A 21,749-nucleotide genomic window follows, 5' to 3' on the forward strand; every position below is an offset into this window, starting at 1 on the left:
TTATTCCTTGATGGCATCCCAAACCATGCGTAATTGAAGTTTCATCAAATCTTCCCGCTTGTTCTTCGGCTGGGATTGCAGCCATCGCACATAAGTTGTAATAGTTCCAGATAAAAACTGCAACAGTGATTCCAATTCCATTTCTTTAATAATTCCGTCTTTCTGTCCCTGCATCAGTAAATTTATCACCGGAAGAAAATTAGCCTTACCCATCTCCCGGGTTTCCTCTGTTATGATTGGTGAACTATGGAATTGATCCATAAATGCGAAGCTGTAAGGATATTTCAGATAAAAATCAACAAAAACAGCATAGAACTGAAAAAACCGGCTCTTAAGCGATTTGCTTTCATCTGGCGCAGTACCAAGTAAATGAAATTCAGATCCCTTTATGTGCAAATAAATCGCATTGATCAAGGCTTCTTTTGTTGGAAAATAATTGTAGATCGTACCCATGCCCGTGTTGGCCGCTTTGGCAATAGCCGACATCGGCGTAGCCTGCACCCCCTTTTCAGTGAGCAGTTTCATTGCGGCAAGTATGATCTGTTCTTTTTTATCCACGAAGCAAAAATAAAGAAATTGGAATAATCATTCCAATTTAATTTTCCCGCTTTATTGTTAAATCATCCAGATAAACTGGCTCAGCTCCGGTATTGGCCAATTTCACTTGTACTATTTTTGTGTTGATCCCTTGATCAGGTCCGGTTTTAAATCGCAAACCACCCTGTTTGAACACAATTGAATTTACCACCCCGGTTTCCAAAAACTGATCCCCCACTTCACCAACCACCGGTTTTCTAGTCGAAATTTCAAGTTCCAGCTTCCCCTTTCCTTTTGCCCAATACCCAAACTCATATGCAGTTGAATGCAACAGATAGATATACTGATACATTTCCTGTCCAGGCTCCAGTACAAATCCATTTTTACCCGATCTGCCATTCTTCCTAGCAACACCGGCAGTTCCTTCCCAGGGTAATAATTGCTCACTGTACTCTCCTCCTCCATTTGGTAATTCATTACCAACTTCCAACGGCCATCCATAGGCCCGGATATAATCCACTTCCATCGATACCGATCCACCTCCACCATAACTCCCCAATAAAACATTCATGAAATGATTGGGTGCATAATTCTTAGCAGTGTCATCATAGGTTTTGATCAACTGCCCATTTATATAATGTTTCAATGAAGTGGGGGTCCACAACATACCATGCACGACCCATTGATCCACATGCTGAAACCCCTTTGCTATATGTGTAGCCAGATTATGTTGAAATTTTCCTGCCGCATCTACTTTACCATGTAAGACAAACTGCGCATTCAAATATTCAAACACATCAATTTTAAATACCTGTCCAGCCGGACGTATACCCTGTACACCATGCATCGCCGTTCCCTGCTCCAGATAATACCGAAGATCAGGTCCGGGTGAATCAAACCAGAATGCCGTATTCAATCCCCTTGGCTTACCGGTACTGCTTCTTTTTACCCGAACTTCAAAATACCCGCCTCTGCTATTGTCCAGCAGGTTTTCACCGGTAACCCAATCATAGGTTTGAATGGAAGAGATTTTTTTATCATTTTTTCGGTCATAGGTTGCTGCCGGTAAAGAATCATTGGTGAATAAAGTAATGGTTGAACCATTCAACTTATATGCCGGTTGAGCCAAGGTGTTGCTTTTTAATTCAGCAAGATTCACCTGATACAAATAATCAATTGTTGAGTAATAATTGGTTGACCATTTGTTCCTGTTCAGTAACGCATCATTAAACTCATCCTGCCAGAAGATTTTCATTCCAGGCGGAACGGCAGTAGAACTTAACACATCATTTGAAGAAGTTTCCCTGGTATCCAATCGCCATTTCAAATCCGTTTTAATATTCCCTTTAAGAACTTCCGGCTGTCCACTCCCTCTTTTACTTTCCAACCAAATAAAATAATTAGCAGAAGGCTTAACTCCCTCAATATAGAATCGTTTTTTAGAACTGCTCACTTTTGCCTGCGGCTGAGCGGGTTGTACCCCATCTGCTGACCAATAAATTTTCAGTTCTATATCATTTTCAAAGCAATTTCCCCATTCAACTCTGATCCAGCTTCGGGTTCCTAATAAATCCAGTTCACAGGAAATTGAATTTGCATCAACTGTCTTCGCAAAAACCGAATCCACAAAAAACAATGCAACACAAAAAATTATTAATTTATAAATGCAGGCAAAATTCATTCAAAATCGATTAATCTGTAAGCAGATAAATTCTTCTTCATGGAAATGTACCAAAGAATTCATCCTTCCCTTAGATCAATCGATTGTGTGTTTTAAAAGAAAATCGGAAACAGAAATGTCACAATAATTGTCCAGATAAAATAAACCGGTAAATAAAGTGCGATGGCATTACTTACACTGGTAAAATCTGCTTTTTTCCGAACAACCCCAAAGAGCTGGATCGTAACAATTACCAGATTCAGCAGGATCAACATATTACCTCCCAGTACAGCCGCACGATTCGGTGTTATTCCCCATTCTGCAATCCGAAAAAGAATTGCCGATAACGCAATACCATTAACAATAACAGTGATGGCTGCCAACAAAAACAACATCCATGTTTCAATCACCGATTTTTTGGACCTGGAATTTTCCGCAACAGAAAAAAACAGAATAGCCATCACGCCTATCAGCAATCCATTAAACATCAGCAGGAATTCCCGATCATTATAAGGATCCTTTCCAGAATATAAAATCGCACCCAGGTAAATTATCAGCATCACCAATACCAATGGACTAAATAAACGCGCAATAACGGGAGATACCCTGCCCACCAATTGCGGATTGGTTTGTATCAGCCAGGTCGCCAGTATAGGAGCAGCCGGAAGACAACTCACCACAATATGCTTAAAATAAAATTCTTCAATATTAAATCCGATCAGCGAAAACAAGCCGATTGTTACACCAGTAAGTATCCCACCCGCTATGAGAATAAGTGTAGTCATTACAACCAGATCGCCATTGTAGCGAAGGAATTCCAGCCGGTTTTCTGCAGGTCCCATTTTCCCGCCAATAAACGTAAATCCGAGCAGGGACCAGAGAAACAAAATCATATGTATGGAAGACAATACCACTGTATCTGTGGAACTGTTGCCCGGCAACCAATTAATAAATACAAGTGACGTAATTATTGAAATGGATAATCCAGCAATGGAACGTATCGATAACTGCCTCTTCCAGCCGAAAAACAAGATCAGTGCCGGAAAGAGTATAAACCCCAGATTGCGGGAATAATAAAACTCTTCTTCTATTGAAAAGATATCCGGAATCCTTGCCAGCAATCCGGCCAATACAGCCAGCAACAGGATCCGGATCAAGTCCTTACTATTCACCCAATCCCCCTCTTCTTTATTAAACGATAAACGGGCATTCCAGAATGAAGCCAGGTTTCGGTCCATCTGGTTCAAATCCAGCTCGCCAAAAGCTTTCCTAAAGCCGGATTTATTATTCCGGTACATTTTCTCCAGTTGTTCAGGCTGATTGATATTAGCCAGGATCTCAGTTTTCATATAAAATACTGTTTTAAAAGCACTTTGTAATTCAAAGTTAACTTAAGAATTTGATATTTGCAAGTCCCTCCAAAAAAAAAGCCTGCAAACCGGAATTGGCCGGTTTGCAGGCAGCTGTTTTAATCAATTCAATCGGTTGAATCAGTCTTTAAGAATCCACATTACCTCATTCACATTATCATTTCCACCATACTGAGACTGGATAGCCGCATCCAGGTTCTTATTATTGTAACTCAACTCATTGGATGGATACAGCCAACGAACCGGGAATTTATCTGAAGGAATATTCAGGTTAGTACCGGGATTCAGCACAAAATCAGGATAGCCTGTTCTACGGTGTTCATACCAGGCCAGATTATTGGAACCCTGTAAAAAGCCGGCGATGTATTTCTGCAAAATAATCTGCTTCAATTGCTCTTCCATAGTACCTTCCAAGGCAACTCCTGCACTTGTTGGATATGCCGTAATATAGGCATCATCCATCTTCATATTGTGATGATAATCTGCAATATCAGGGGTGAAATTGGCCGTAAACTTCATCGCATCCTTAATACCTGCAGCATAGTATTCCTGTGCAGTACCGGTATTGATCCACCCTCTCAAACTTGCCTCCGCCAGTATGAATTGCAATTCTGCAAAACTGAACATACTAACCGGCTCAGCATTTACCAGATTGGTATAACGGTTATTGAAATCAGAATAATCTTTGGAATTCCGCATAATCTGCAAGGAAGAAAAGGTATTAGAAGGTTCTGCACCGATATAAGCATCCCAATCGCTTGCCGTTTTACCTGCTGTCAATTGAACTGGTGATGGTTTGGCATAATAGAACAGGCGACGATCACCCAGTGCCTTCAATGGATTCAGCAGCGTGGCGCTCAACATGGTATAATTGGAACGAACATTGGGATTAGACCCCGCAGGCACATCTGACCAGGGATAATTTTGTCCGGCTGTTGCATTATAAGCCAGGGCAAAATTATCGGAGAAACTACGCATTAAGGGACGGTTCTGCACAATGTCTTTAAAGCGATTAATAACATTCAATTCAGCATCAGCAGTTTTACGATGTAACTGCATCAGCACATGTAACTGAAAACTATTTACCAGCCTTCTCCAGTTATCCGTTTTACCGGCATAAATCGGATCTCCGGAAAAATTGGTACCCTGAGCCAATAACTGATCCGCCTGATCCAATTCATTCAGGATACCGATAAACACTTCCCGCTGCGAATCATACGCAGGCTGAATAATACTTTCCGATTCACCCTTGATGGCCTGCAGGTATGGAATATCACCAACCTGCATGGTTGTGTAGAAAAATTGCCAGGCCCGAATAAAATACCCCAGTCCTTCATAGGATTTACGCACTGCTTCATCCGGAGCAGCAGTTACCATCGGAGTAACATTCCGAAGCAGTGGCAGTCTGTTAAAATTGGTGCGCCCAAATTTATTAAACTGATTGTTCTCCTGTCCCTCGCCCCAGGTCAGGTATTTTCCCAATAGATAAGGCTGCATGAATGCCTTGGTTGTATTGATATCCACTCTTGTAATATTCAGGATCATATTGGTTGCCAGCATGGCTGAACTTACCTGCGTTGCCTGATTGGGATTCGTATTTATTTCATCAAATTTGGAGCAGCCTGCCAAACTGAATGCAGCTGCCAGATATACCATGGATTTTTTTATAGTAGTTGTCATACCGGTAAATTTTTGTGATGATCAGAATCCGAATTTGAAATTGATACCGATCATTCTTTGTGATGGAGAGTTCAGGTTTTCTGTATCCACATCGGGATCAGAAAATTTGAAATTGGAAAACAGGAATACGTTCTGTGCAGTTATGGCAACAGAAGCTGATTTAATTCCGGATTTTCCCAATACTCTTGATGGAATCCGATATCCTGCAGAAATCTCCCTTAGTTTAACAAATGATTTTTTCTGAATACCAAAATCTCCACCTCTGAACTGTTGCGCATATGCCTGATACGAAACTTCTTTATCATTTGGACCATATTTCCTGCTATCACTGATAATATTGCCAAAATTATCATACACCACTTCACCACTAATTACCTGTACGCCCTGGCCAACATAATTGGTTAGTCCATTCACCACTTCATCATAACGGTATTGATTATCCGATTCCGGATTGGTACCGGTATCCCACATTTTATCATATACATAATTATACATGAGTCCGCCAATTCTTCCATCCACATTCAAACCAAATTGAAAATTCTTCCAACGCACGGTATTGATCCAGCCGAAGCTGAAAGCCGGATCAGAAAACCCGTATTTCTTCACATAATCACTTTCTCTGGGGTATCCATTGTTGTGAATTACATTACCTGCATTATCGCGGAGCCAGTAATAATCGAGATAGGTATCCAGGCGTTCTCCCTTTTTAACCCAGGGATTTTTGGAGGAATAAACAGAATCCAGGTTTACATAAAAACGATGCTGGTTCGACCAGTTAATGGTGGTATTCCATTCCAGGTCCTTTGTCTTAACCACACTTGCACCAACAGTAATTTCCAAACCTTTCCGAACATAGGTTTCATCGGTATTAACCAGCGTTGTATTAAAGCCGGATGAACCGGGAATATTTACCGATACCTGCCGGTTATAATAATACTTGTTGAAATAGGCAACATCTATATGCAAACGCTTTCCAAACAGATAAGCTGCTGTACCAATTTCCCAGGTTCTGTGCGAGCTTGGCATCAAATCCGGACTACCCAATAAATTACCGGGATAAGATCCGGAGTTCATGGTATTCCAGGCAGAATTGGTGGTGCTGTACAACCGATTGATGGCATACACATCTGCAGGCGTTTTAAAGGTAGCCCAGGATGCCCGCAGTTTCAGCATATTGATCTGACGTGGCATCTGAATTAACTCAGACAATACCACACTGGATCCGATTGAAGGATAAAAATAGTCGCGGTTTGATTTTGGCTGAGCAGAATTCCAGTCATTTCTTCCGGTAAAATCCAGGAAAACCGCATCCTTCCAGCCAACAGATGCTTTCCCATACAAACTATTCACCTGACGGCGAAAGAATCGTGGACTAATAGTTGGAGGCTCCACTGATCCGTTCAGAGAAAAATACGTGGGGGATGTCAATCCGTTTCTTGTGCTTGCATCCAGACTTTCATCTTCCCAATAATAGATGGTTCCGCCAGCGAGCAGATCAATATTCCATTTGCCTTTCTTTTTTGTGTAACTCAGCATCAGGTCATCGTTGGTACTCCAGCCCCAGTCTTTACTGATGCTATAGCGGCCACGTGCATTCCATCCACCTCTGGTTGAATAAATATTGGCAGTAGGATTGGTCCAGGTTTCTTTGTTGCTAAACACATCATAGCCCACGCGAAGAATCAGTTTGAGATCATTCGTGATTTTATAATTTGCTGTCAGACTACCATTGATGGTATTCTGCAGAATACCCTGGAGTTTTTCATTCGCAATCAAATATGGATTATCATACCAGGCAGTGTACATCCAGTTCTGGGTTTGATTGGGTGTTTTCCAATAATCCTTATACTCACGGATATCATACTCGGGTCCGGTCCACATCATCAACTGATAGAGATACCCCTGGTTGCCATAACCACTTCCCCAGATCTGTGGAGAATTTCTGCGACTGATACCCATATGGCTTTCAAGCGTAAAGCGTTCTCCTGCTTTTACTTCTCCACCAAGGGTAATATTGAACATATTGGTTTTGGCATTCGGGAATTGACCTTTGTTATAAATATGATTGATGGATGCCCGGAAGCTGCCATTCTCCCCTCTCTGTGAAATGCTCAGGTTATTATTGGTAATCAAACCAAGCTGCATGAAATTTTTCAGATTGTCCTTGCCTTTTGAAAGCAGCGGACGATCATCCTCAAACTGTTTGGTTACCGGATTCCAGTCGCGGGCCGTATTACCGGCATTCAGACGAGGTCCCCATACATAATCATTTCCCAAACTGCCATTGTCTCCACGTCCATAATTGCCCTGAACTTCCGGAATGGCAAGGAAACCGGTTTGCAACATGGTATTGCTATTGATATCTACCGAAAGTCCTTTATTGGCGGCACCTTTTTTGGTGGTAATCAGTAAAACACCACCAGAGGCTCTAGAACCATAAAGAGCAGAGGCGGTAGGTCCCTTCAATACATCCAGGCTTTCAATATCATCGGTTGGGATATCGCGCAGATTAAGATTACCATATGGAACCCCATCAATAACAAGCAGGGCTTCTTCCCCGCGAAGTTCAATAGTTGGACGCGCAAAAAATTCAGTGGAGTTTTTGATAACAAGGCCGGCTACCTGACCGGTAAGGGAGGTTGCTACATCCACCCCTTTTACAGTCTGCACTTTTTCTCCAGAAACCCGTTGCACCGCATAACCCAGTGCTTTTTCAGAACGTTTGATACCAAGAGCAGTAACCACTACTTCGTTGATTTGGGTTTCAGCCAATTGAAGTGCTATATTGAGGGTTTCAGCCTGACTCACTCTCAGTTCTCTCGTTTGAAAACCAATATAACTAATCAGTAAAACACCTCCACCTTCCGGCATTTGGAGCGAAAAATTTCCATCCGCATCCGTGCTGGTTCCGGCAGTAGAGCCTTTAAGTTTAATGGAAGCACCTGAAAGTGGCGTTCCGTTTTCATCTGTTACTTTCCCCTTTACCTCAATCAAAACCAGCTCTTCTTCCTTTTTTTCAGGAAGGGGTGTGAATTTTTTTGCGGTAACGGTTATGGATTTGTTCCGAACGGTGAAATTCAATGGCTTTTCATTAAAGCAGATTGCCAGCACTTTTTCAAGTGGCGCATCTTTCACTTCAACGTTCACATTTCCATAGCGATCGAGCAGTTCGGTCTCATAAAAAAACTGGTACCCTGTTTGTTTGTGGATCAGTTTAAAGATCCGCTGAAGGGAAGCGTTTTTTTCGGAAAGAGTGATCTTTTGCGCCAGTCCCCTGGCACTCACCTGAAGGCAGGCGGCTAATAATAAGATCGTAGTCAATTTCATCAACAGGAATTTTGTTCTCCATTCGTTGCAATGGCGTTGTTTTGGCAGTGCCCTAAAATGCATACTTTTGATTTTTGGGTTAAGAATATCAGTCTGTCGTTGGATTCTATTCACCAGCCCAAAATTTCGCCGCTCTGATTCGCCGTCGGAGCGGTTTTCTTTTAGCCGGGAAGAAGGTTTTTATTGCATAACATGAATTTTTTTGCCTGAAATCCTGAATTTAATACCGGCCATCTCCATCAGTTTTACCACTTCGGAAAGTTGATTATTCCGGTCAACCATACCGGTGAAATTTTTGGTGCTTTTGGCGCCTTCGTAGGTCACTTCCACATCGTACCATTTTTCCAGCTGGCGCATGATTTCGGGTAAGCTTAGGCGGTTGAAATAAAACCAGCCATTTTTCCAGGCCATTACTTCATCCATATCTACCGATTTGACCAGTTTAATGCCAGCGCTTGACGCTACCACAGCCTGTTGTCCGGGCTTAATCAGCAGTTTCTCATTTGCTGCACGATTAACTTCCACCGAACCTTCCAGCAGGGTTATTTTGCTGGACGTTTCATCTTCGTAGGCATTTACATTGAAATGCGTACCCAATACCCGGATACTCATCTCTCCCTTTTGAACAATAAAGGGACGAGCTGCATTGGAGGCTATTTCGAAATAGGCTTCACCTGTCATTTTTACTTCTCTGGTATTGCCAACAAAATGAGAGGGATAGGTAATGGAAGAGCCAACATTCAGCCAAACCAGGCTGCCATCGGCCAGTTGTAACTGAACCGGTTTGCTGCCTTTTGGAACGCGAAGGGTATTAAAAGAAGGGATGCCGGTTTCATTTTCTAAAGGTGTATAGGCAATTTTATCGTCCGACAGTTTGGTAATTACCGCCTGTCCCTGGGTAGCAAGAGATCCGGAACCTGCGCTGTCGAGTATTATAATTCGTCCGTCTGCCAGTTCCAGAATGGCCCTGCTATCTGTTGGAGGGGCCACATCGTTCTTAGGCGCTGCTGCATGAACAAGGGATTGTGTTGAAGGAGGATTCTTTTGTTGAAAAAGAAACCAGAAGGTACCCAGACAGATAATCAGTGCCGCTGCAATAGAGTAACGAAACAAGGTTTTTTTATAAAGTGAAATGGGCTGGGACGTCTGGCTAAGCTGGTTCCAGGTGCGCAGGTAGAGTTCTTCTTTTATTTGATCAATAGATTCAATTTCTTCTGATTTTTCCTCGATGGAATCATACCATTTATCCACCTGGATTTGCTCCTCAGGAGAAGGTTTACCAGTGAGGTATTTTTTAAGCAGATTAAGTCCTTTTTTTGGTTTCATGCAGCTTTGCTTAAAACCATAATACCCGGGAAGGAGGAAGTATACCGGTCAGAATTAAAAAATCAGAGAAAAAAAGAGGCGGCGGAGAAATCGGACAATTTTTCACGCAGTCGTTTTACCGCGATGGAAAGGGTATTGCGTACGGTTTGTTCGGAGAGATTAAGGCGGGTGGCAATTTCGGCAACCTGGAGATGATCCATCCGGTTGAGACGGTAAATCTGTTGCATCCGGTCGGGCAAGGTGGCAATTTCTTTGGAGAGGGCCCCCTGCAGCTCACGGTAGTGGAGGATATCTTCTTCCGTTATACCGGTATGCTCCAGTTCGGATATCGATAGAGCTACGGTAACTCCTTTTTTAGCTTCCCGATACACTTTCTTGATGATCGCATATTTAACGGCGGTAAGAAGGTAGGGGGCCAGGGTAGGTTCCGGGTTAATACTCTGTCGGTTTCGCCATACTGTTATAAAGATTTCCTGCGTGATATCTTCTGCATCGGACCTATTGCCCAGGCGGCTATAGGCTTTACGATAAAGCAGTTCCCAGTACCGGTTATAGAGTACGCGGAAGGCGGATTCTTCTTTATCCGATAATAATAAATCCTTATCCGACAGGCATGACAACATTCCTAAGCAGCAGTTTGGTGATCGGGCATGAAAGTATAGATTTCATGGTAAATAAAAAAGTTCATTATCCGCCCGCCTTTTCACGCTTATTAATTGGGTGCTAAAACCCATTTATCCAAACCGATTTTTCTTCTTCTTTGCTGTAGATTTTTTAACCGCAAAAAAGCAGAGATATGAAGAGTGAACAGGACAGTATAAAGCGCTTTTCCAAATCGCACCCCATTTTACGCAGAATATCCAATAAACGAAACAAAAACCTGAGGCTTTTATTCCGCGAATTTCAGCCGGATGATTTTCAGAAAGAACTGAACCGATGGCTCACCTATGCGCTGAGCAATAACCAAAGCGCCTACGACGATGGCTGCTTAAGGGAAGAACTCATCGAGTTCGTAATTGACCTCGGAAGGTTAATGGAAGCCTATAGCCTCCAGCTGAATAGCTTTCACCCACCTGCTTCCAGCAGGTTAACCGATATGGAAAATCTATTTCCTGAATTGGTGATTTCCGAATTCCGAACTTCTTATAGTGCTGCTTATGCGCAATCCGAATTGTTTGATTTATTGGATGCCGTCATTACCTATGATGGCATTCAAAAAGTCTACAAAGGAAATCTGGTTATCTTATACCATCACTTCCTGTTTATGCTGCAGCTTACTTACCGATCCGGACCTGGTTAAACCAAGAAAGGCAGTAATTGCCAACAATACCAACACCGCTAATCGTACCAAACTCAGGGTTTCCCATGTTTTTGCACTGGATGTTAATAGTGCATCTGCTGTTTCATTATACGGAGTACCAGTAATGGCAATCAGGGTGGGAACAAAATATAAAAACGTAATAATAAGTATCAATACATAACCTGCTATTGTAAAGAGCAAATAATTACGCCTTTCCGTTTTCCAAAACAATGCCAGACTAATCACCAGCAATAACAAGGTTACAGGATGAATATTCTTCCAAAAAGGGGCAGGATTCAAGCCATAAGGACCCTGAAACATACTAAGCGATACCGGCGGAGCAGCTGTCCATCGCGGCACAACCGCAATATGTTCATAAACAGCCCCGCCAATTACAATGGAGAAAGCTAAACAGGCAAATGCGTACAAAACATTTCTAATTTCCATAATGATTTGATTTATTGATTGATTTTATTTGTTTGTATCAAAGGGATCATTCTGTGAATAATACGTTTTGTATCCCGCCAGTCGTAATGCAGGCGTAAGCAAAAAAGCCATCAATTTCTGGATTCCAACAGGTGGACCGTCCACCATATACGCATCAAATCCACTCTGCTGAAAAAGGAACATCTGAAAAACGAGATCAGCCGATGGCGACAAATCTGGCCGTTTATCCATATCCGCATATACCTGTACCAGATTGAAGGCAAATTTTTCAGGAAAAGCAATCGCTCCTTTGATCCGGATCGTATCCACTGTTTCATTATAAGGTTTATGCGGTGTTCCTTTTGGAATAGTTAACAACTCGCCGGCACGAATCTTTTTAATAGTACCATCTACCCATACCGATAATTCCCCATTCTCCACCTGGAAAACCTCATCAAATTCAGTATGCACATGCTTTGGAGGTCCTCCTGCAAAGGGCTCTATCTCTGTGTGGCAAAACACATAGCCCCGCTCCTGTTTCAAAACGGTCTGACGAAATCCCTCCGCTTTACTGTAGAATTCCTGTCCGGGTTTAAACCAGTCTGCGACTGCCGGTTTTTTCTCCGGGAAAATGACCAAATGAAAGAAATAGCCGATTGCCAGATAGCCGCCTATGAGACTAACCAGTACCATAGCTGTTCTTTTAATTATTGTGCTCATATAAAATGTTCAAAAAAGAGTTGATTAAAATTTCACTGCAAATTAATCTGGTGAATGCCCGAAGACAATTGCAGATGTAATCAAACGGAGAAAATCGGGTACGAAATGGCAGGCCAATAATTCATACATCATTTCCTCCGTTTCATGACATACCAGCTTCCCACCGCTCTGCCCTTGCTTGATATTTGCTCTTCAATTAAACCATTCTATATAAATGAAAGCAGTTAAGATCAAAAAAGCGCTGGCAATCATATTAATTGCGCAAACAATATGGGCAGGCGCCTGCACCAAAACGGAGGAGCAGGAACCTGCACCCGGCATTCCACCCAACGCTTCCGTAGAAAAAGGGATCATGAAAGGGCGGGTAACCGATGCCAATGGCAATGCCATCCCCAACGTTAATCTGGTGGCAGAGCATACGGTATATTTTGGCACCTATATTTTTGCCACATCCAACCAGCAGGGTTATTACAAAACCACTGTGCCCAATGGCGGCTGGCAGGTAACTTCTCAGATTGAACGCAGCCTGGCCGGACAAACCTATAGATTTGACCTGCATCCCGATAATGAAACCCCATTTACTGGCGCTACAGGGGCTATAAGAAATTTCACCTGGAAACTGAGTGGCGCCAAACCCGGTGGCGGATTCTATGGCAGCAGTGTAGCTGTTTATCCCGAACCTGGTTCACCGATACAATTGGAAAATATCGAACTTATAATAAAGCCAGATGGTCAATTGACAGATGGCAGTACAGGATCCATCATCACCAAGTCATTGACCGATATCGGAGGTGGAGAGGATGGAATCAATGATATTCCCATTGGGAAATATACCATCAAAGCAAGAAACAAAATAAACAGCGAGGCGCTGCAGCTTCGGATACGGAATACCGGTTCCTATTCAGATTCCGTTACCGGAATATTTAAAGCAGGATATACTGGAAGTACGCAGTATCAGATTATTGTTCAGGTGAAATAATCACTGCAAAAAATGTATTTTTCGCTAACATTCAAAAAATGAGAAAAAATGCACCGGATAAAACAGACTTTCTGCTTATGGCAGTATTGCTTCCTATAACGCTGGTTGTTCTGAATTTTTCCATGTTAGGTGAAATTTATTTTTCAAATCTGGTGAATTTTTCAAAGGCTAGCAGCCTTACTTTATTGATCCTTTTCGGAATCTGGATAGCGCAGGGAATACTGGCAAAAAAACTAATGGATATCTATCCATCACACCGAGATACACTTAAGAGGGTTTTATCTTTCACCAGTATCAACGTTCTGATAGTTGCTTTCACAGTTACCATCTGCTGCTGGATCTTTGATTGGCTCAGTATCCTGGATTATTCGTTAAGTTATCAGAGCTGGTCGCGCTGCCTCATTGCCTCCCTGATTTGTACCATTGTAAACCAGGCAGTATATGAGACGCAAGCCTCTTTCAGAAGAATCCGGGATTCTCAACTGGAAGCCGAACAACTCAAGAAAGCGCAACTGCAAACACAGTTTGATTCATTAAAAGAGCAGGTGAACCCGCATTTTTTATTCAACAGCCTGAATTCCTTATCCTCCCTGATTGCAACCGATCCGGAAAAAGCAGAAGAGTTTGTGGAAGAGATGAGCAGGGTGTATCGTTACCTGCTGCGTAGCAATGAAGATCATCTTACTACTTTACAAAAAGAAGTCGAATTCATAGAATCCTATAACCTGCTGTTGAAAACCCGATTTGGAGACGGGTTTCAACCCGAAATAACTATTGATCCGGTAAAAAAGGATCACCTGCTGCCACCAATGACGCTGCAATTACTTATAGAAAATGCGGTAAAACATAATATTGTGGATCCGGATAGGCCCCTGTATCTAAAACTATATACAGAAGCAGATAAGCTGGTTGTGAGCAATAACCTGCAAAAGAAAAACAAATCGTTGGCATCCAATAAAATCGGTCTTAGTAATATTTTCTCAAAATACAACCTGCTGAATTTTCCAGATGTGGAAATAATTGAAACAGCAGATGAATTTATTGTGCGACTACCACTTATAAAATAGTTATCAAATTATGGAAGTACTGATTATAGAAGATGAACAACTGGGTGCCGAAAAACTTGGAAGACTGCTTCAGTCTATCGATCCGGCTATAGAAATAGTTGGTAATACCCGAAGTATTCAATCATCGGTTGAATGGTTGTTGCAAAACAAACATCCAGATATAATTCTGATGGATATTGAACTCACAGACGGACAAAGTTTCGAAATCTTCAATCTGGTTTCCATCAAAAGCATGGTGATCTTCACCACCTCCTATGATGAATATGCGTTGCAGGCGTTTAAGGTAAACAGTGTAGACTATCTGCTAAAACCCATCAAAAAGGAGGAACTTAAAAATGCCCTTGATAAATACCAGGGATGGCGCGATAAATTCTCCTTTTCTTCCCTGAATATTGAGCAACTCATCAATGGACTGAAACAACAGCAGCCGAAATCATGGCGGGCTCGATTTCTGGTGAAGCAGGGCCAAAAACTGGTGAGTGTTGAAACCAGTGAGATCGCTTATCTCTATGCCGAAGGTCGCCTTAGTTATTTTATTACCTGGGATAAACAGAAATATGTATTGGATTATACCATTGAAGAATTGGAACAGATGCTCGACCCCCGGCAGTTTTACCGGGCCAATCGAGCTTTTATCATCCAAATCAAATCTGTTTCGCAAATCCATTCTTATTTCAATGGTAAACTCAAATTAGACCTACAGCCTGCAATTGACAAAGAGGTTTTAATCAGCCGTGAAAAAGCAGGAGAATTTAAAGACTGGATGGGAAAATGAACTAATTCTTTTCTATGAGTTGAAGTACCTGTTCCAATTGGGTATCGCGCTGCTTCAAAAAATCATCCAGCCTTGGCCATACTTCAATATGTGGAAGCACACCTCTTCCCTTCGGCTGATCCGGTAATTTAGGAGCATCCTGAACTACATATACAACTGAAAATTTAGTTTTAATGCCAGAATTGGGCAATTCATATACCATTGAAATATGACCATTGTGAACATAGTACCCTCCTACTGTCTCCACTCCCACAATCGTAAGATTTTTGGCATATGCTTTCACCAGGGAAGCAAAATGGGAAGCCGCAGAAGCCACATTCTCATTAATGAGCAGGTATAATGTTCCCTTAAAGGAAGGTGATTTTGGATGATAAACGGGATTGTATTTTTCGTTCTGACGACTACTACCGTTCTTAAATTCAATAAAATAATCTTTAATGAATTCTTTTCCGGCAGCCATGGCAGCACTGTCCATTCGTTCCGCTGTAGTAACTCCCCAAAAATAATTTTCAAAGGGAATATTGGCCGGGTCAAAAATGATTTTCGTTTCAATATTCTCTTTAAAGGTTTTATCTGTCAGGTACATAACCGGCTGTTCGAAAACAGGATCACTTCCACCGGGGTTATTTCGCACATCAATAATCAGGTTAGGAATTTTCTTTTGATCCAGCAGGTTAAACACACTGTCAATAAAATTGACATAGGGCTTGAAAGCAGGATCACCCGAACCACCTGCAAAGCCAAACCACCTCAGATTCAGCAAGCCTGCATCCGGACGAATCATTTCAAAGCTATAAGGAGGCTGTAGTTTATAATTCAATTTATCCGCTACAGGGGCACTGTACCTGTTCTTTTTATTCGCTTCCTGTTCGGCAAAATCAACCGCAGGAATTTTGATCGTTCTTTGCTTATCTGATTGTGGTGAGAGGTATTCAACATGATATTGCTTTGTACTTCCGAACTCCATAAAATACCTCCAGCCTGTCAAATGCTCAACACTTGCTGATAATTTTTCTGTAGTGGTAAAACCATCTGCCGGAAAATATTTATACAGTGCATGCATCAGCTCTTTGTCTTTTACACCATTCATGCTTAAAATTTTCGAACCTGCAGGAATCTCCGAATGGAATCCATCAAAGATGATGCTCCCATTCAGATAAGTTAATGGATAAGGAAAAAATGTTTTTTGCTCTTTCAGGAAGCTCATAAATTCTGATGACGGCTCGGTATAATTATGCACACTTCCCTCAAAGTCGGTTAATTGCAGAATGATTTTAAAGAATTCAGTGATCGGCATGGGTTTACTCACAGCCTTATTTGCCCAACTATAAATGCTATCAATTTGCTCTTTTGTACGGTATGTATACAAACCTGAATTTACTTCCTTCCGTATTTTATAAAATACCTCCAGATCTTCCTTCATGTCCTGTGGTGAAATTAATTTGGATTGGGCAAAAGATGTACATACCAACATCAAATGCAGCAAACAGGTAATTTTAGTGATTTTGATGACTTTCATACGAATGGTTTATCAGGCTAAAAAAAAGCAATTTTAAGGTTTAACTTTGAAAATAAAACCATTCTATGCACTTAAACCCTTCTATTCGAAAACTTGAAGCTGGGGAACTGGAAGAATTTATTCAACTGATCCGTCTGTTTGAGGAAGTGTTCGGAATGAAAAACTTTTCTCTTCCTTCGATTCATCATCTGCAGGATTTGCTAAAAAAAGATGGATTTTATGCTTTCGTTGCATTTGATGAAAAGGGTCAGGTAATCGGCGGATTAACAGCCTATCAACTATTGCAGTATTATTCCACAAAGCCGCTGATCTATATTTATGATTTAGCTGTAAAAGATACGCTACAAAGACAAGGTATTGGGTCTGCACTGATACAGACCATAAATTCCTATTGTAAATCAATCGGTGCTGAAGAAGTATTTGTTCAGGCAGACCGGGTTGATGATTATGCACTGAAGTTTTACCGAAAAACCGGTGGAACTGAAGAGGATGTGGTTCATTTCTATTACCCTTTACAGAACTAAATAAATCTGCCGTTTATTTTTTCCGTGCACTCTTCTTTGCAGGCTTTGCTAAACTCTGTTGCAATTGCTCAATCAAATCATTGGCAGGTTTAGTGGAAATAGCTTTTGGTGCAGGCAATTTTTTTCCGGTTGCTTTTGACCGGATCAATTTCATCAACTTAGCTGTATACGTATCCTTATAGTCAGCAATATTGAATTTGCCACTCATGCTTTTGATCAGGCTGTTGGCCATGGAAAGCTCATTTCTTTTGGGGGCTATTTTCTTAACGGAAAATTCGGATGGATCCCGGATCTCATTTAAAAAACGAAGTGTGTGCAAAATCAGAATGCCCTTTGCAGAACGAAGCAGTACCGGCTTCTCCTTATTCCTTAAAACAAAACTACCAACCCCTGCCTTACCACTTTTATCAAGCGCCGTTTCCAGTAAACTAAACGCCCTTTCTCCCCCTTTGGCAGGTGCCAGATAATAGGCACTGTCAAACAAAATCACATCCACTTCAGAAGCATTCACAAATGCTTCCATATTGATTGTTTTTGTTTTCTCCGGACTTGCAGTTTCAAAATCCTCATCGGTAAGTACCACATATTTCCCATTCAGATCATAGCCTTTAACAATATTCTCCCAAACCACTTCCTTACCGGTTCGTTCACTAACCCGTTTGAATTTAATGGCACTGTGGTCTTTTTTATCCAGCATATCAAAATCCAGCGTTCGTTCATTAACAGCTGAGAAAACCTTTACCGGAATATTTACCAGTCCGAATGCAATACTGCCTGTCCAGATTGATCTCATAATTAGAATGTTTAAAATTAAAGTTGCTGCAACCGTTTAAGCGCCGCTTTCATATCAATCCCTTTGCCTAATACCGGTCTAAACAAATCACCCCGCTCTTCCAATAAAGCAGGAACATTTTTCAACGTAAAATCCTTCATTTTTAATCCCTGTTTAAGTTCTTCCCAGTGCAGTGGCATTGAAACCGTTGCACCTGGTTTGGGTCGTACGGAATAAGGTGCAGCAAGTGTTGCCTGCGGCCGGTTCTGCAAAAAATCCAAATACAATTTGCCATTTCTCGCATTAACGGTTCGCTCTATTGTTGTATATCGGATGGCATCCCGCTGTACCATCGTTACCAATACTCTGGCAAATTCCTTTGATTGTTCATACGTATATTTTTTTCCAAGCGGAATATAAATATGTATACCGGTTGAGCCGGATGTTTTTGGGAATGATGGAACATCAATCTCATTCAACAGGTCATGCAATAAATTGGCTGCATCAATTACTTTATTGAAACTGGTTTTTTCACCCGGATCCAGATCCAGCAGACACCAGTCGGGATGATCCGGTTTTTTTACCGTACTGCTCCAGGGATTAATTTCAATACAACCAAAATTAACCATATACAATAAACTCGCTTCATCTTTCGCAACCAGAAAGTGTTTGTCTGTTTTATCCCCTTCTGCATGATAGGCATAGGTGGCTGCCCAATCCGGAACTTTACCAGTTACATCTTTCTGGTAAAAACTTTTCCCTTTATAGCCATCCGGAAAACGATAGAGGGACTGCGGCCTGTCTTTAATGTATGGCAATATATAAGGAGCCACCTGATGATAATAATTCAGCAAATCTCTTTTGGTAATTTTTTCTTCTTTCCAGAAGAGTTTGTCAAGGTTCGTAAACTTCAGTTCATGCCGGTTGATTTTTATTACCTGCGTTTTTTCAGAGGCATTTAACAGGGCAGGTTGTTGTTCCTTCTCCTGAATAACTTTCTTTGCTGGTTTATCCTCCCGCATTCCCTTAAAAGAAGGGTGACGAAATACGCCTTGTTCCGTAATCTCTGTAAAACTAATCTCACCAACCAATTCAGGCTTTAGCCAGGTAGCCTTTGCAGGTGGTGGATCAGGACGGAATCTGGTCGCTTTATTGTAATCGGGAATTTCCTGCAAGGGACTTCTCTTTACAATCAACGGCTTGAATTGAACCATCATTTCTTTCTGCATGGAATCTGTAAACCCAGTTCCAACCTTACCGGCATAGAATAATTTTCCATTATTATAAACTCCCAATAATAAGGAACTGAATAGTTTTGGAGAACCCTCCTTTCTGGTAAATCCAACTATAATTACTTCCTGTCTTTTCTGCGCCTTTATTTTTAACCAGTCTTTTGAACGTTCACCCATACGATAGGTACTACTCAACCTTTTAGCGATGATTCCTTCCAGCCCCATTTTTTGTACACTGGCAAAAAAATCCTTGCCTCTTCCGGTTACGGAAAAGCCTATTTTGATTGTTTCATTATCAGGTGGAATGATTGATTTCAATACTTTCATTCGTTCCGAAAGGGGCAAATCCATCAGATCTTTGCCCTTATGCCAGAGAATATCAAAAACATAAAACAATAATTGTCCATCTGCTTCGCTGCGCCAGTTCTGCAACTTATCAAAACGGGCAACTCCTTTTTCATCCACTACAACAATTTCACCATCAACCACCAGGTCTTCCTTCCACGCTTTTAATGCCTCCACCACAGGATAAAATTTTTCGGCAAATGATTTTCCATTACGGGAAAGCAACTGTGCTGTTCTTCCTTTTCTAAATGCCAGGGCGCGATAGCCATCCCATTTTATTTCAAATTCCCATGCTTCATCATCAAATGGCTCGTCCACCAGGGTAGCAAGCATGGGAGAAAGTTTTTTAGGGAATGTATAAGATGTTTCCACTGAAGCAGCCTTATCCTTGTGTTTGATCAGCAACCAGGCATTTTCACCCATGCCTTTTGTTTTAACCAGCGCGAATTCACCCTTTAGTTTTTTACCCTGTAAGCTGAACTTTAAGGACCCTTCTTTGAGTTGTTTCAGCAACGATTTTTCCTGTGCCGGTTTTCCTTTGCTCCCATCAATTGGTGTGTAGGTGCCTGTATCCCATATTTTCACTTCTCCTGCTCCATAATTTCCTTTGGGGATGGTACCTTCAAAATCTTTATAATCATAAGGATGATCTTCTACCATTATGGCCAGCCGCTTATCCCTGGGATTCATAGATGGCTCCTTTGGAACTGCCCAGCTCTTCAGCACTCCTTCCATTTCCAGACGAAGATCATAATGCAGGCGGGAAGCTTTATGTTTTTGAATAACAAATATCAGTTTGGAATTCCTGCTCTTCCCCGATTGAGGTTCAGGAGTTTTATCAAATGTCCTTTTTTGTTTGTACAACGATAAACTCATGTGTTGAGATTTTAGTCTGCTTCCATATTCGCAGCTATTCTCCAAATGGTATCACTGGTATCATCTGTTAATAACATGGATCCGTCTTTTAGTATCACCAATCCTGTCGGTCGTCCTCTTACTTCATCTTTAGCAGGATCAATTATAAAACCGGTCAGAAAATCTTCGGGGGGGCCGGATGGCTGTCCGCTCCTGAAAGGTACAAATACAATCCGGTAGCCCGACAGCCTGGATTTATTCCAGGATCCATGCTGTGCAACAAAGGCGCCGCCTCGGTACTTAGCCGGAAATTTTGTTTGATTGTAAAATACGAGCCCTAATGAGGCAGTATGCGCACCAAGCGCTACATCCGGCACAATTGCCTTTTTAACCAGTGCGCTATCCTGCTCCTCTTCTTTTATTCTGGGATCATAATGTTGTCCGAAATAACTGAAGGGCCAGCCATAAAAGCCGCCTTCTTTCACAGAAGTCAGATAATCAGGAACCAGCTCATCGCCCAGTTTATCCCGTTCATTTACGGTAACCCAAAGTTGCTGTGTTTCCGGTTCCCAATCCATTCCAACCGGATTTCTTAAACCTGATGCATATACTTTTAAACCCGTTCCATCGGGATTAATTTCCCAGATTCGTGCTTTATCTTTTTCTACTTCCAGTCCTTTATCGGCAATATTTGTTCCCGATCCAATCGCAATGTAAATTTTCGTCTGCTCTTTATTGGTGAGGATATTTCTGGTCCAGTGCTGGTTTACTTTACCAGCGGGTAAATCAATGATTTTTTTTCCGATGGAGTTAATCTTCGTTTGTCCCTCCGTATAATCATAGGTCATCAGCGCGTCTGTATTGGCAACATAGAGTTTGTCTTTGATCAGCAGCAGACCAAATGGCAGGTTCAACCCTTCAAGAAAGACAGTACGAAGATCCGGAATGCCATCCCCGGTAGAATCCCTTAGGAGGGTTACCCGGTTGGCACTGTTACGCATATCATTGGATTTATTGGCACCAATAATTGCCGCTCCAATTTTCTCTAAAAATCCATGCGGAGTATTGGATTCCACAACCAGTACATCCCCATTTGGGAGTTCATACATCCAGCGTGGATTCTGAAATTTATCCGCATACTTTGTTACCGTAAACCCGGTGGGCGCCAGGGGCGTTTCTCCTTCATTCCAGCCAATTACATTACTGAAATTCATGGCTGATTTGGTGGCATGAGGGGGCGGCAACTGAGCAACGATACCGGTGGTAAACAATAAACCTGCTAAAAGTCCATAAATTGCTTTACTGGGTAACATACCCCCTGTACTAAAAAATCAT

18 protein-coding genes are annotated in these 21,749 nt (G+C 41.7%); 5 read left to right on the plus strand and 13 right to left on the minus strand.

What is annotated here, in order from left to right; all coding sequences use genetic code 11:
• From B2746_RS02745 to B2746_RS02775, 7 genes are all read right to left on the minus strand, one after another.
• Positions 1-558: a TetR/AcrR family transcriptional regulator gene (locus B2746_RS02745; protein WP_290790768.1), complete on the minus strand. Its 558-nt coding sequence runs from the start codon at positions 556-558 to the stop codon at positions 1-3.
• A gap of 37 nt (positions 559-595) precedes the next feature.
• Positions 596-2,218, minus strand: a complete 1,623-nt coding sequence (locus B2746_RS02750; protein ID WP_290790770.1) for a glycoside hydrolase family 16 protein — start codon at positions 2,216-2,218, stop codon at positions 596-598.
• A 92-nt stretch (positions 2,219-2,310) separates the two neighbouring features.
• Positions 2,311-3,546: a hypothetical protein gene (locus tag B2746_RS02755; protein ID WP_290790772.1), complete on the minus strand. Its 1,236-nt coding sequence runs from the start codon at positions 3,544-3,546 to the stop codon at positions 2,311-2,313.
• Positions 3,547-3,687: 141 nt separating this feature from the next.
• Positions 3,688-5,247: a SusD/RagB family nutrient-binding outer membrane lipoprotein gene (locus B2746_RS02760; protein ID WP_290790774.1), complete on the minus strand. Its 1,560-nt coding sequence runs from the start codon at positions 5,245-5,247 to the stop codon at positions 3,688-3,690.
• A gap of 21 nt (positions 5,248-5,268) precedes the next feature.
• Positions 5,269-8,637: a SusC/RagA family TonB-linked outer membrane protein gene (locus B2746_RS02765; protein ID WP_290790776.1), complete on the minus strand. Its 3,369-nt coding sequence runs from the start codon at positions 8,635-8,637 to the stop codon at positions 5,269-5,271.
• Positions 8,638-8,754: 117 nt separating this feature from the next.
• Positions 8,755-9,900 (minus strand): FecR family protein, encoded by a 1,146-nt coding sequence (locus B2746_RS02770; RefSeq protein ID WP_290790778.1) that lies wholly within the window; start codon positions 9,898-9,900, stop codon positions 8,755-8,757.
• A 62-nt stretch (positions 9,901-9,962) separates the two neighbouring features.
• A complete protein-coding gene (locus tag B2746_RS02775; protein ID WP_290790780.1) occupies positions 9,963-10,523 on the minus strand; it encodes an RNA polymerase sigma factor in 561 nt (186 codons plus the stop codon).
• 173 nt (positions 10,524-10,696) lie between these two features.
• Between B2746_RS02775 and B2746_RS02780 the strand changes: the two genes are divergently transcribed.
• Positions 10,697-11,200 carry a hypothetical protein gene (locus tag B2746_RS02780; protein WP_290790782.1) on the plus strand — a complete coding sequence of 168 codons (504 nt, stop codon included), beginning with the start codon at positions 10,697-10,699 and terminating at the stop codon, positions 11,198-11,200.
• Here B2746_RS02780 and B2746_RS02785 read toward each other — a convergent pair.
• Both B2746_RS02785 and B2746_RS02790 read right to left on the minus strand, forming a co-directional pair.
• Positions 11,144-11,647 (minus strand): hypothetical protein, encoded by a 504-nt coding sequence (locus tag B2746_RS02785; RefSeq protein ID WP_290790784.1) that lies wholly within the window; start codon positions 11,645-11,647, stop codon positions 11,144-11,146. The two genes, B2746_RS02780 and B2746_RS02785, sit on opposite strands and share 57 nt — an antisense overlap.
• 24 nt (positions 11,648-11,671) lie before the next feature.
• Positions 11,672-12,346, minus strand: coding sequence for a cupin domain-containing protein (locus B2746_RS02790; RefSeq protein ID WP_290790786.1), 675 nt, complete (start codon positions 12,344-12,346; stop codon positions 11,672-11,674).
• Positions 12,347-12,560: 214 nt separating this feature from the next.
• On the opposite strand from B2746_RS02790, the gene B2746_RS02795 reads away from it, so the two are divergent.
• The 3 genes from B2746_RS02795 to B2746_RS02805 are packed head-to-tail and all read left to right on the plus strand — an operon-like array spanning position 12,561 to position 15,167.
• Positions 12,561-13,325, plus strand: coding sequence for a carboxypeptidase-like regulatory domain-containing protein (locus B2746_RS02795; protein ID WP_290790788.1), 765 nt, complete (start codon positions 12,561-12,563; stop codon positions 13,323-13,325).
• 38 nt (positions 13,326-13,363) lie between these two features.
• Entirely contained in the window at positions 13,364-14,392 is a 1,029-nt protein-coding gene (locus B2746_RS02800; RefSeq protein WP_290790790.1) for a sensor histidine kinase, read from the plus strand.
• 10 nt (positions 14,393-14,402) lie between these two features.
• On the plus strand, positions 14,403-15,167 hold the full coding sequence (locus tag B2746_RS02805; protein WP_290790792.1) for a LytR/AlgR family response regulator transcription factor: 765 nt from the start codon (positions 14,403-14,405) through the stop codon (positions 15,165-15,167).
• Position 15,168: 1 nt separating this feature from the next.
• Here the strand turns inward: B2746_RS02805 and B2746_RS02810 are convergent, their stop codons facing one another.
• Positions 15,169-16,686, minus strand: coding sequence for a S41 family peptidase (locus tag B2746_RS02810; protein ID WP_290790794.1), 1,518 nt, complete (start codon positions 16,684-16,686; stop codon positions 15,169-15,171).
• Between the two features lie 65 nt (positions 16,687-16,751).
• Between B2746_RS02810 and B2746_RS02815 the strand changes: the two genes are divergently transcribed.
• Positions 16,752-17,210, plus strand: a complete 459-nt coding sequence (locus B2746_RS02815) for a GNAT family N-acetyltransferase (protein ID WP_290790795.1) — start codon at positions 16,752-16,754, stop codon at positions 17,208-17,210.
• A 13-nt stretch (positions 17,211-17,223) separates the two neighbouring features.
• Here the strand turns inward: B2746_RS02815 and B2746_RS02820 are convergent, their stop codons facing one another.
• Genes B2746_RS02820 through B2746_RS02830 form a run of 3 tightly spaced genes read right to left on the minus strand, consistent with a single transcriptional unit; the run spans position 17,224 to position 21,727 of the window.
• Positions 17,224-18,003, minus strand: a complete 780-nt coding sequence (locus B2746_RS02820) for a Ku protein (protein ID WP_290790796.1) — start codon at positions 18,001-18,003, stop codon at positions 17,224-17,226.
• A 17-nt stretch (positions 18,004-18,020) separates the two neighbouring features.
• Positions 18,021-20,435, minus strand: coding sequence for a DNA ligase D (gene ligD, locus B2746_RS02825; RefSeq protein WP_290790797.1), 2,415 nt, complete (start codon positions 20,433-20,435; stop codon positions 18,021-18,023).
• A gap of 11 nt (positions 20,436-20,446) precedes the next feature.
• Positions 20,447-21,727, minus strand: a complete 1,281-nt coding sequence (locus tag B2746_RS02830) for a PQQ-dependent sugar dehydrogenase (RefSeq protein ID WP_290790799.1) — start codon at positions 21,725-21,727, stop codon at positions 20,447-20,449.
• Positions 21,728-21,749: the final 22 nt, after the last annotated feature.

This window comes from Flavihumibacter sp. UBA7668 (assembly GCF_002483205.1).
Taxonomy (GTDB): Bacteria; Bacteroidota; Bacteroidia; order Chitinophagales; family Chitinophagaceae; genus Flavihumibacter.

What these genes read in the sequence shown, in the direction of transcription:
- B2746_RS02780 (WP_290790782.1), top strand. Translation starts at nt 10,697, where the DNA reads ATGAAGAGTGAACAGGACAGTATAAAGCGCTTTTCCAAATCGCACCCC.
- B2746_RS02760 (WP_290790774.1), bottom strand. Translation starts at nt 5,247, where the DNA reads ATGACAACTACTATAAAAAAATCCATGGTATATCTGGCAGCTGCATTC.
- B2746_RS02820 (WP_290790796.1), bottom strand. Translation starts at nt 18,003, where the DNA reads ATGAGATCAATCTGGACAGGCAGTATTGCATTCGGACTGGTAAATATT.
- B2746_RS02785 (WP_290790784.1), bottom strand. Translation starts at nt 11,647, where the DNA reads ATGGAAATTAGAAATGTTTTGTACGCATTTGCCTGTTTAGCTTTCTCC.
- B2746_RS02755 (WP_290790772.1), bottom strand. Translation starts at nt 3,546, where the DNA reads ATGAAAACTGAGATCCTGGCTAATATCAATCAGCCTGAACAACTGGAG.
- B2746_RS02770 (WP_290790778.1), bottom strand. Translation starts at nt 9,900, where the DNA reads ATGAAACCAAAAAAAGGACTTAATCTGCTTAAAAAATACCTCACTGGT.
- ligD (WP_290790797.1), bottom strand. Translation starts at nt 20,435, where the DNA reads ATGAGTTTATCGTTGTACAAACAAAAAAGGACATTTGATAAAACTCCT.
- B2746_RS02765 (WP_290790776.1), bottom strand. Translation starts at nt 8,637, where the DNA reads ATGCATTTTAGGGCACTGCCAAAACAACGCCATTGCAACGAATGGAGA.
- B2746_RS02795 (WP_290790788.1), top strand. Translation starts at nt 12,561, where the DNA reads ATGAAAGCAGTTAAGATCAAAAAAGCGCTGGCAATCATATTAATTGCG.
- B2746_RS02790 (WP_290790786.1), bottom strand. Translation starts at nt 12,346, where the DNA reads ATGAGCACAATAATTAAAAGAACAGCTATGGTACTGGTTAGTCTCATA.
- B2746_RS02830 (WP_290790799.1), bottom strand. Translation starts at nt 21,727, where the DNA reads ATGTTACCCAGTAAAGCAATTTATGGACTTTTAGCAGGTTTATTGTTT.
- B2746_RS02810 (WP_290790794.1), bottom strand. Translation starts at nt 16,686, where the DNA reads ATGAAAGTCATCAAAATCACTAAAATTACCTGTTTGCTGCATTTGATG.
- B2746_RS02750 (WP_290790770.1), bottom strand. Translation starts at nt 2,218, where the DNA reads ATGAATTTTGCCTGCATTTATAAATTAATAATTTTTTGTGTTGCATTG.
- B2746_RS02805 (WP_290790792.1), top strand. Translation starts at nt 14,403, where the DNA reads ATGGAAGTACTGATTATAGAAGATGAACAACTGGGTGCCGAAAAACTT.
- B2746_RS02775 (WP_290790780.1), bottom strand. Translation starts at nt 10,523, where the DNA reads ATGTTGTCATGCCTGTCGGATAAGGATTTATTATTATCGGATAAAGAA.
- B2746_RS02800 (WP_290790790.1), top strand. Translation starts at nt 13,364, where the DNA reads ATGAGAAAAAATGCACCGGATAAAACAGACTTTCTGCTTATGGCAGTA.
- B2746_RS02815 (WP_290790795.1), top strand. Translation starts at nt 16,752, where the DNA reads ATGCACTTAAACCCTTCTATTCGAAAACTTGAAGCTGGGGAACTGGAA.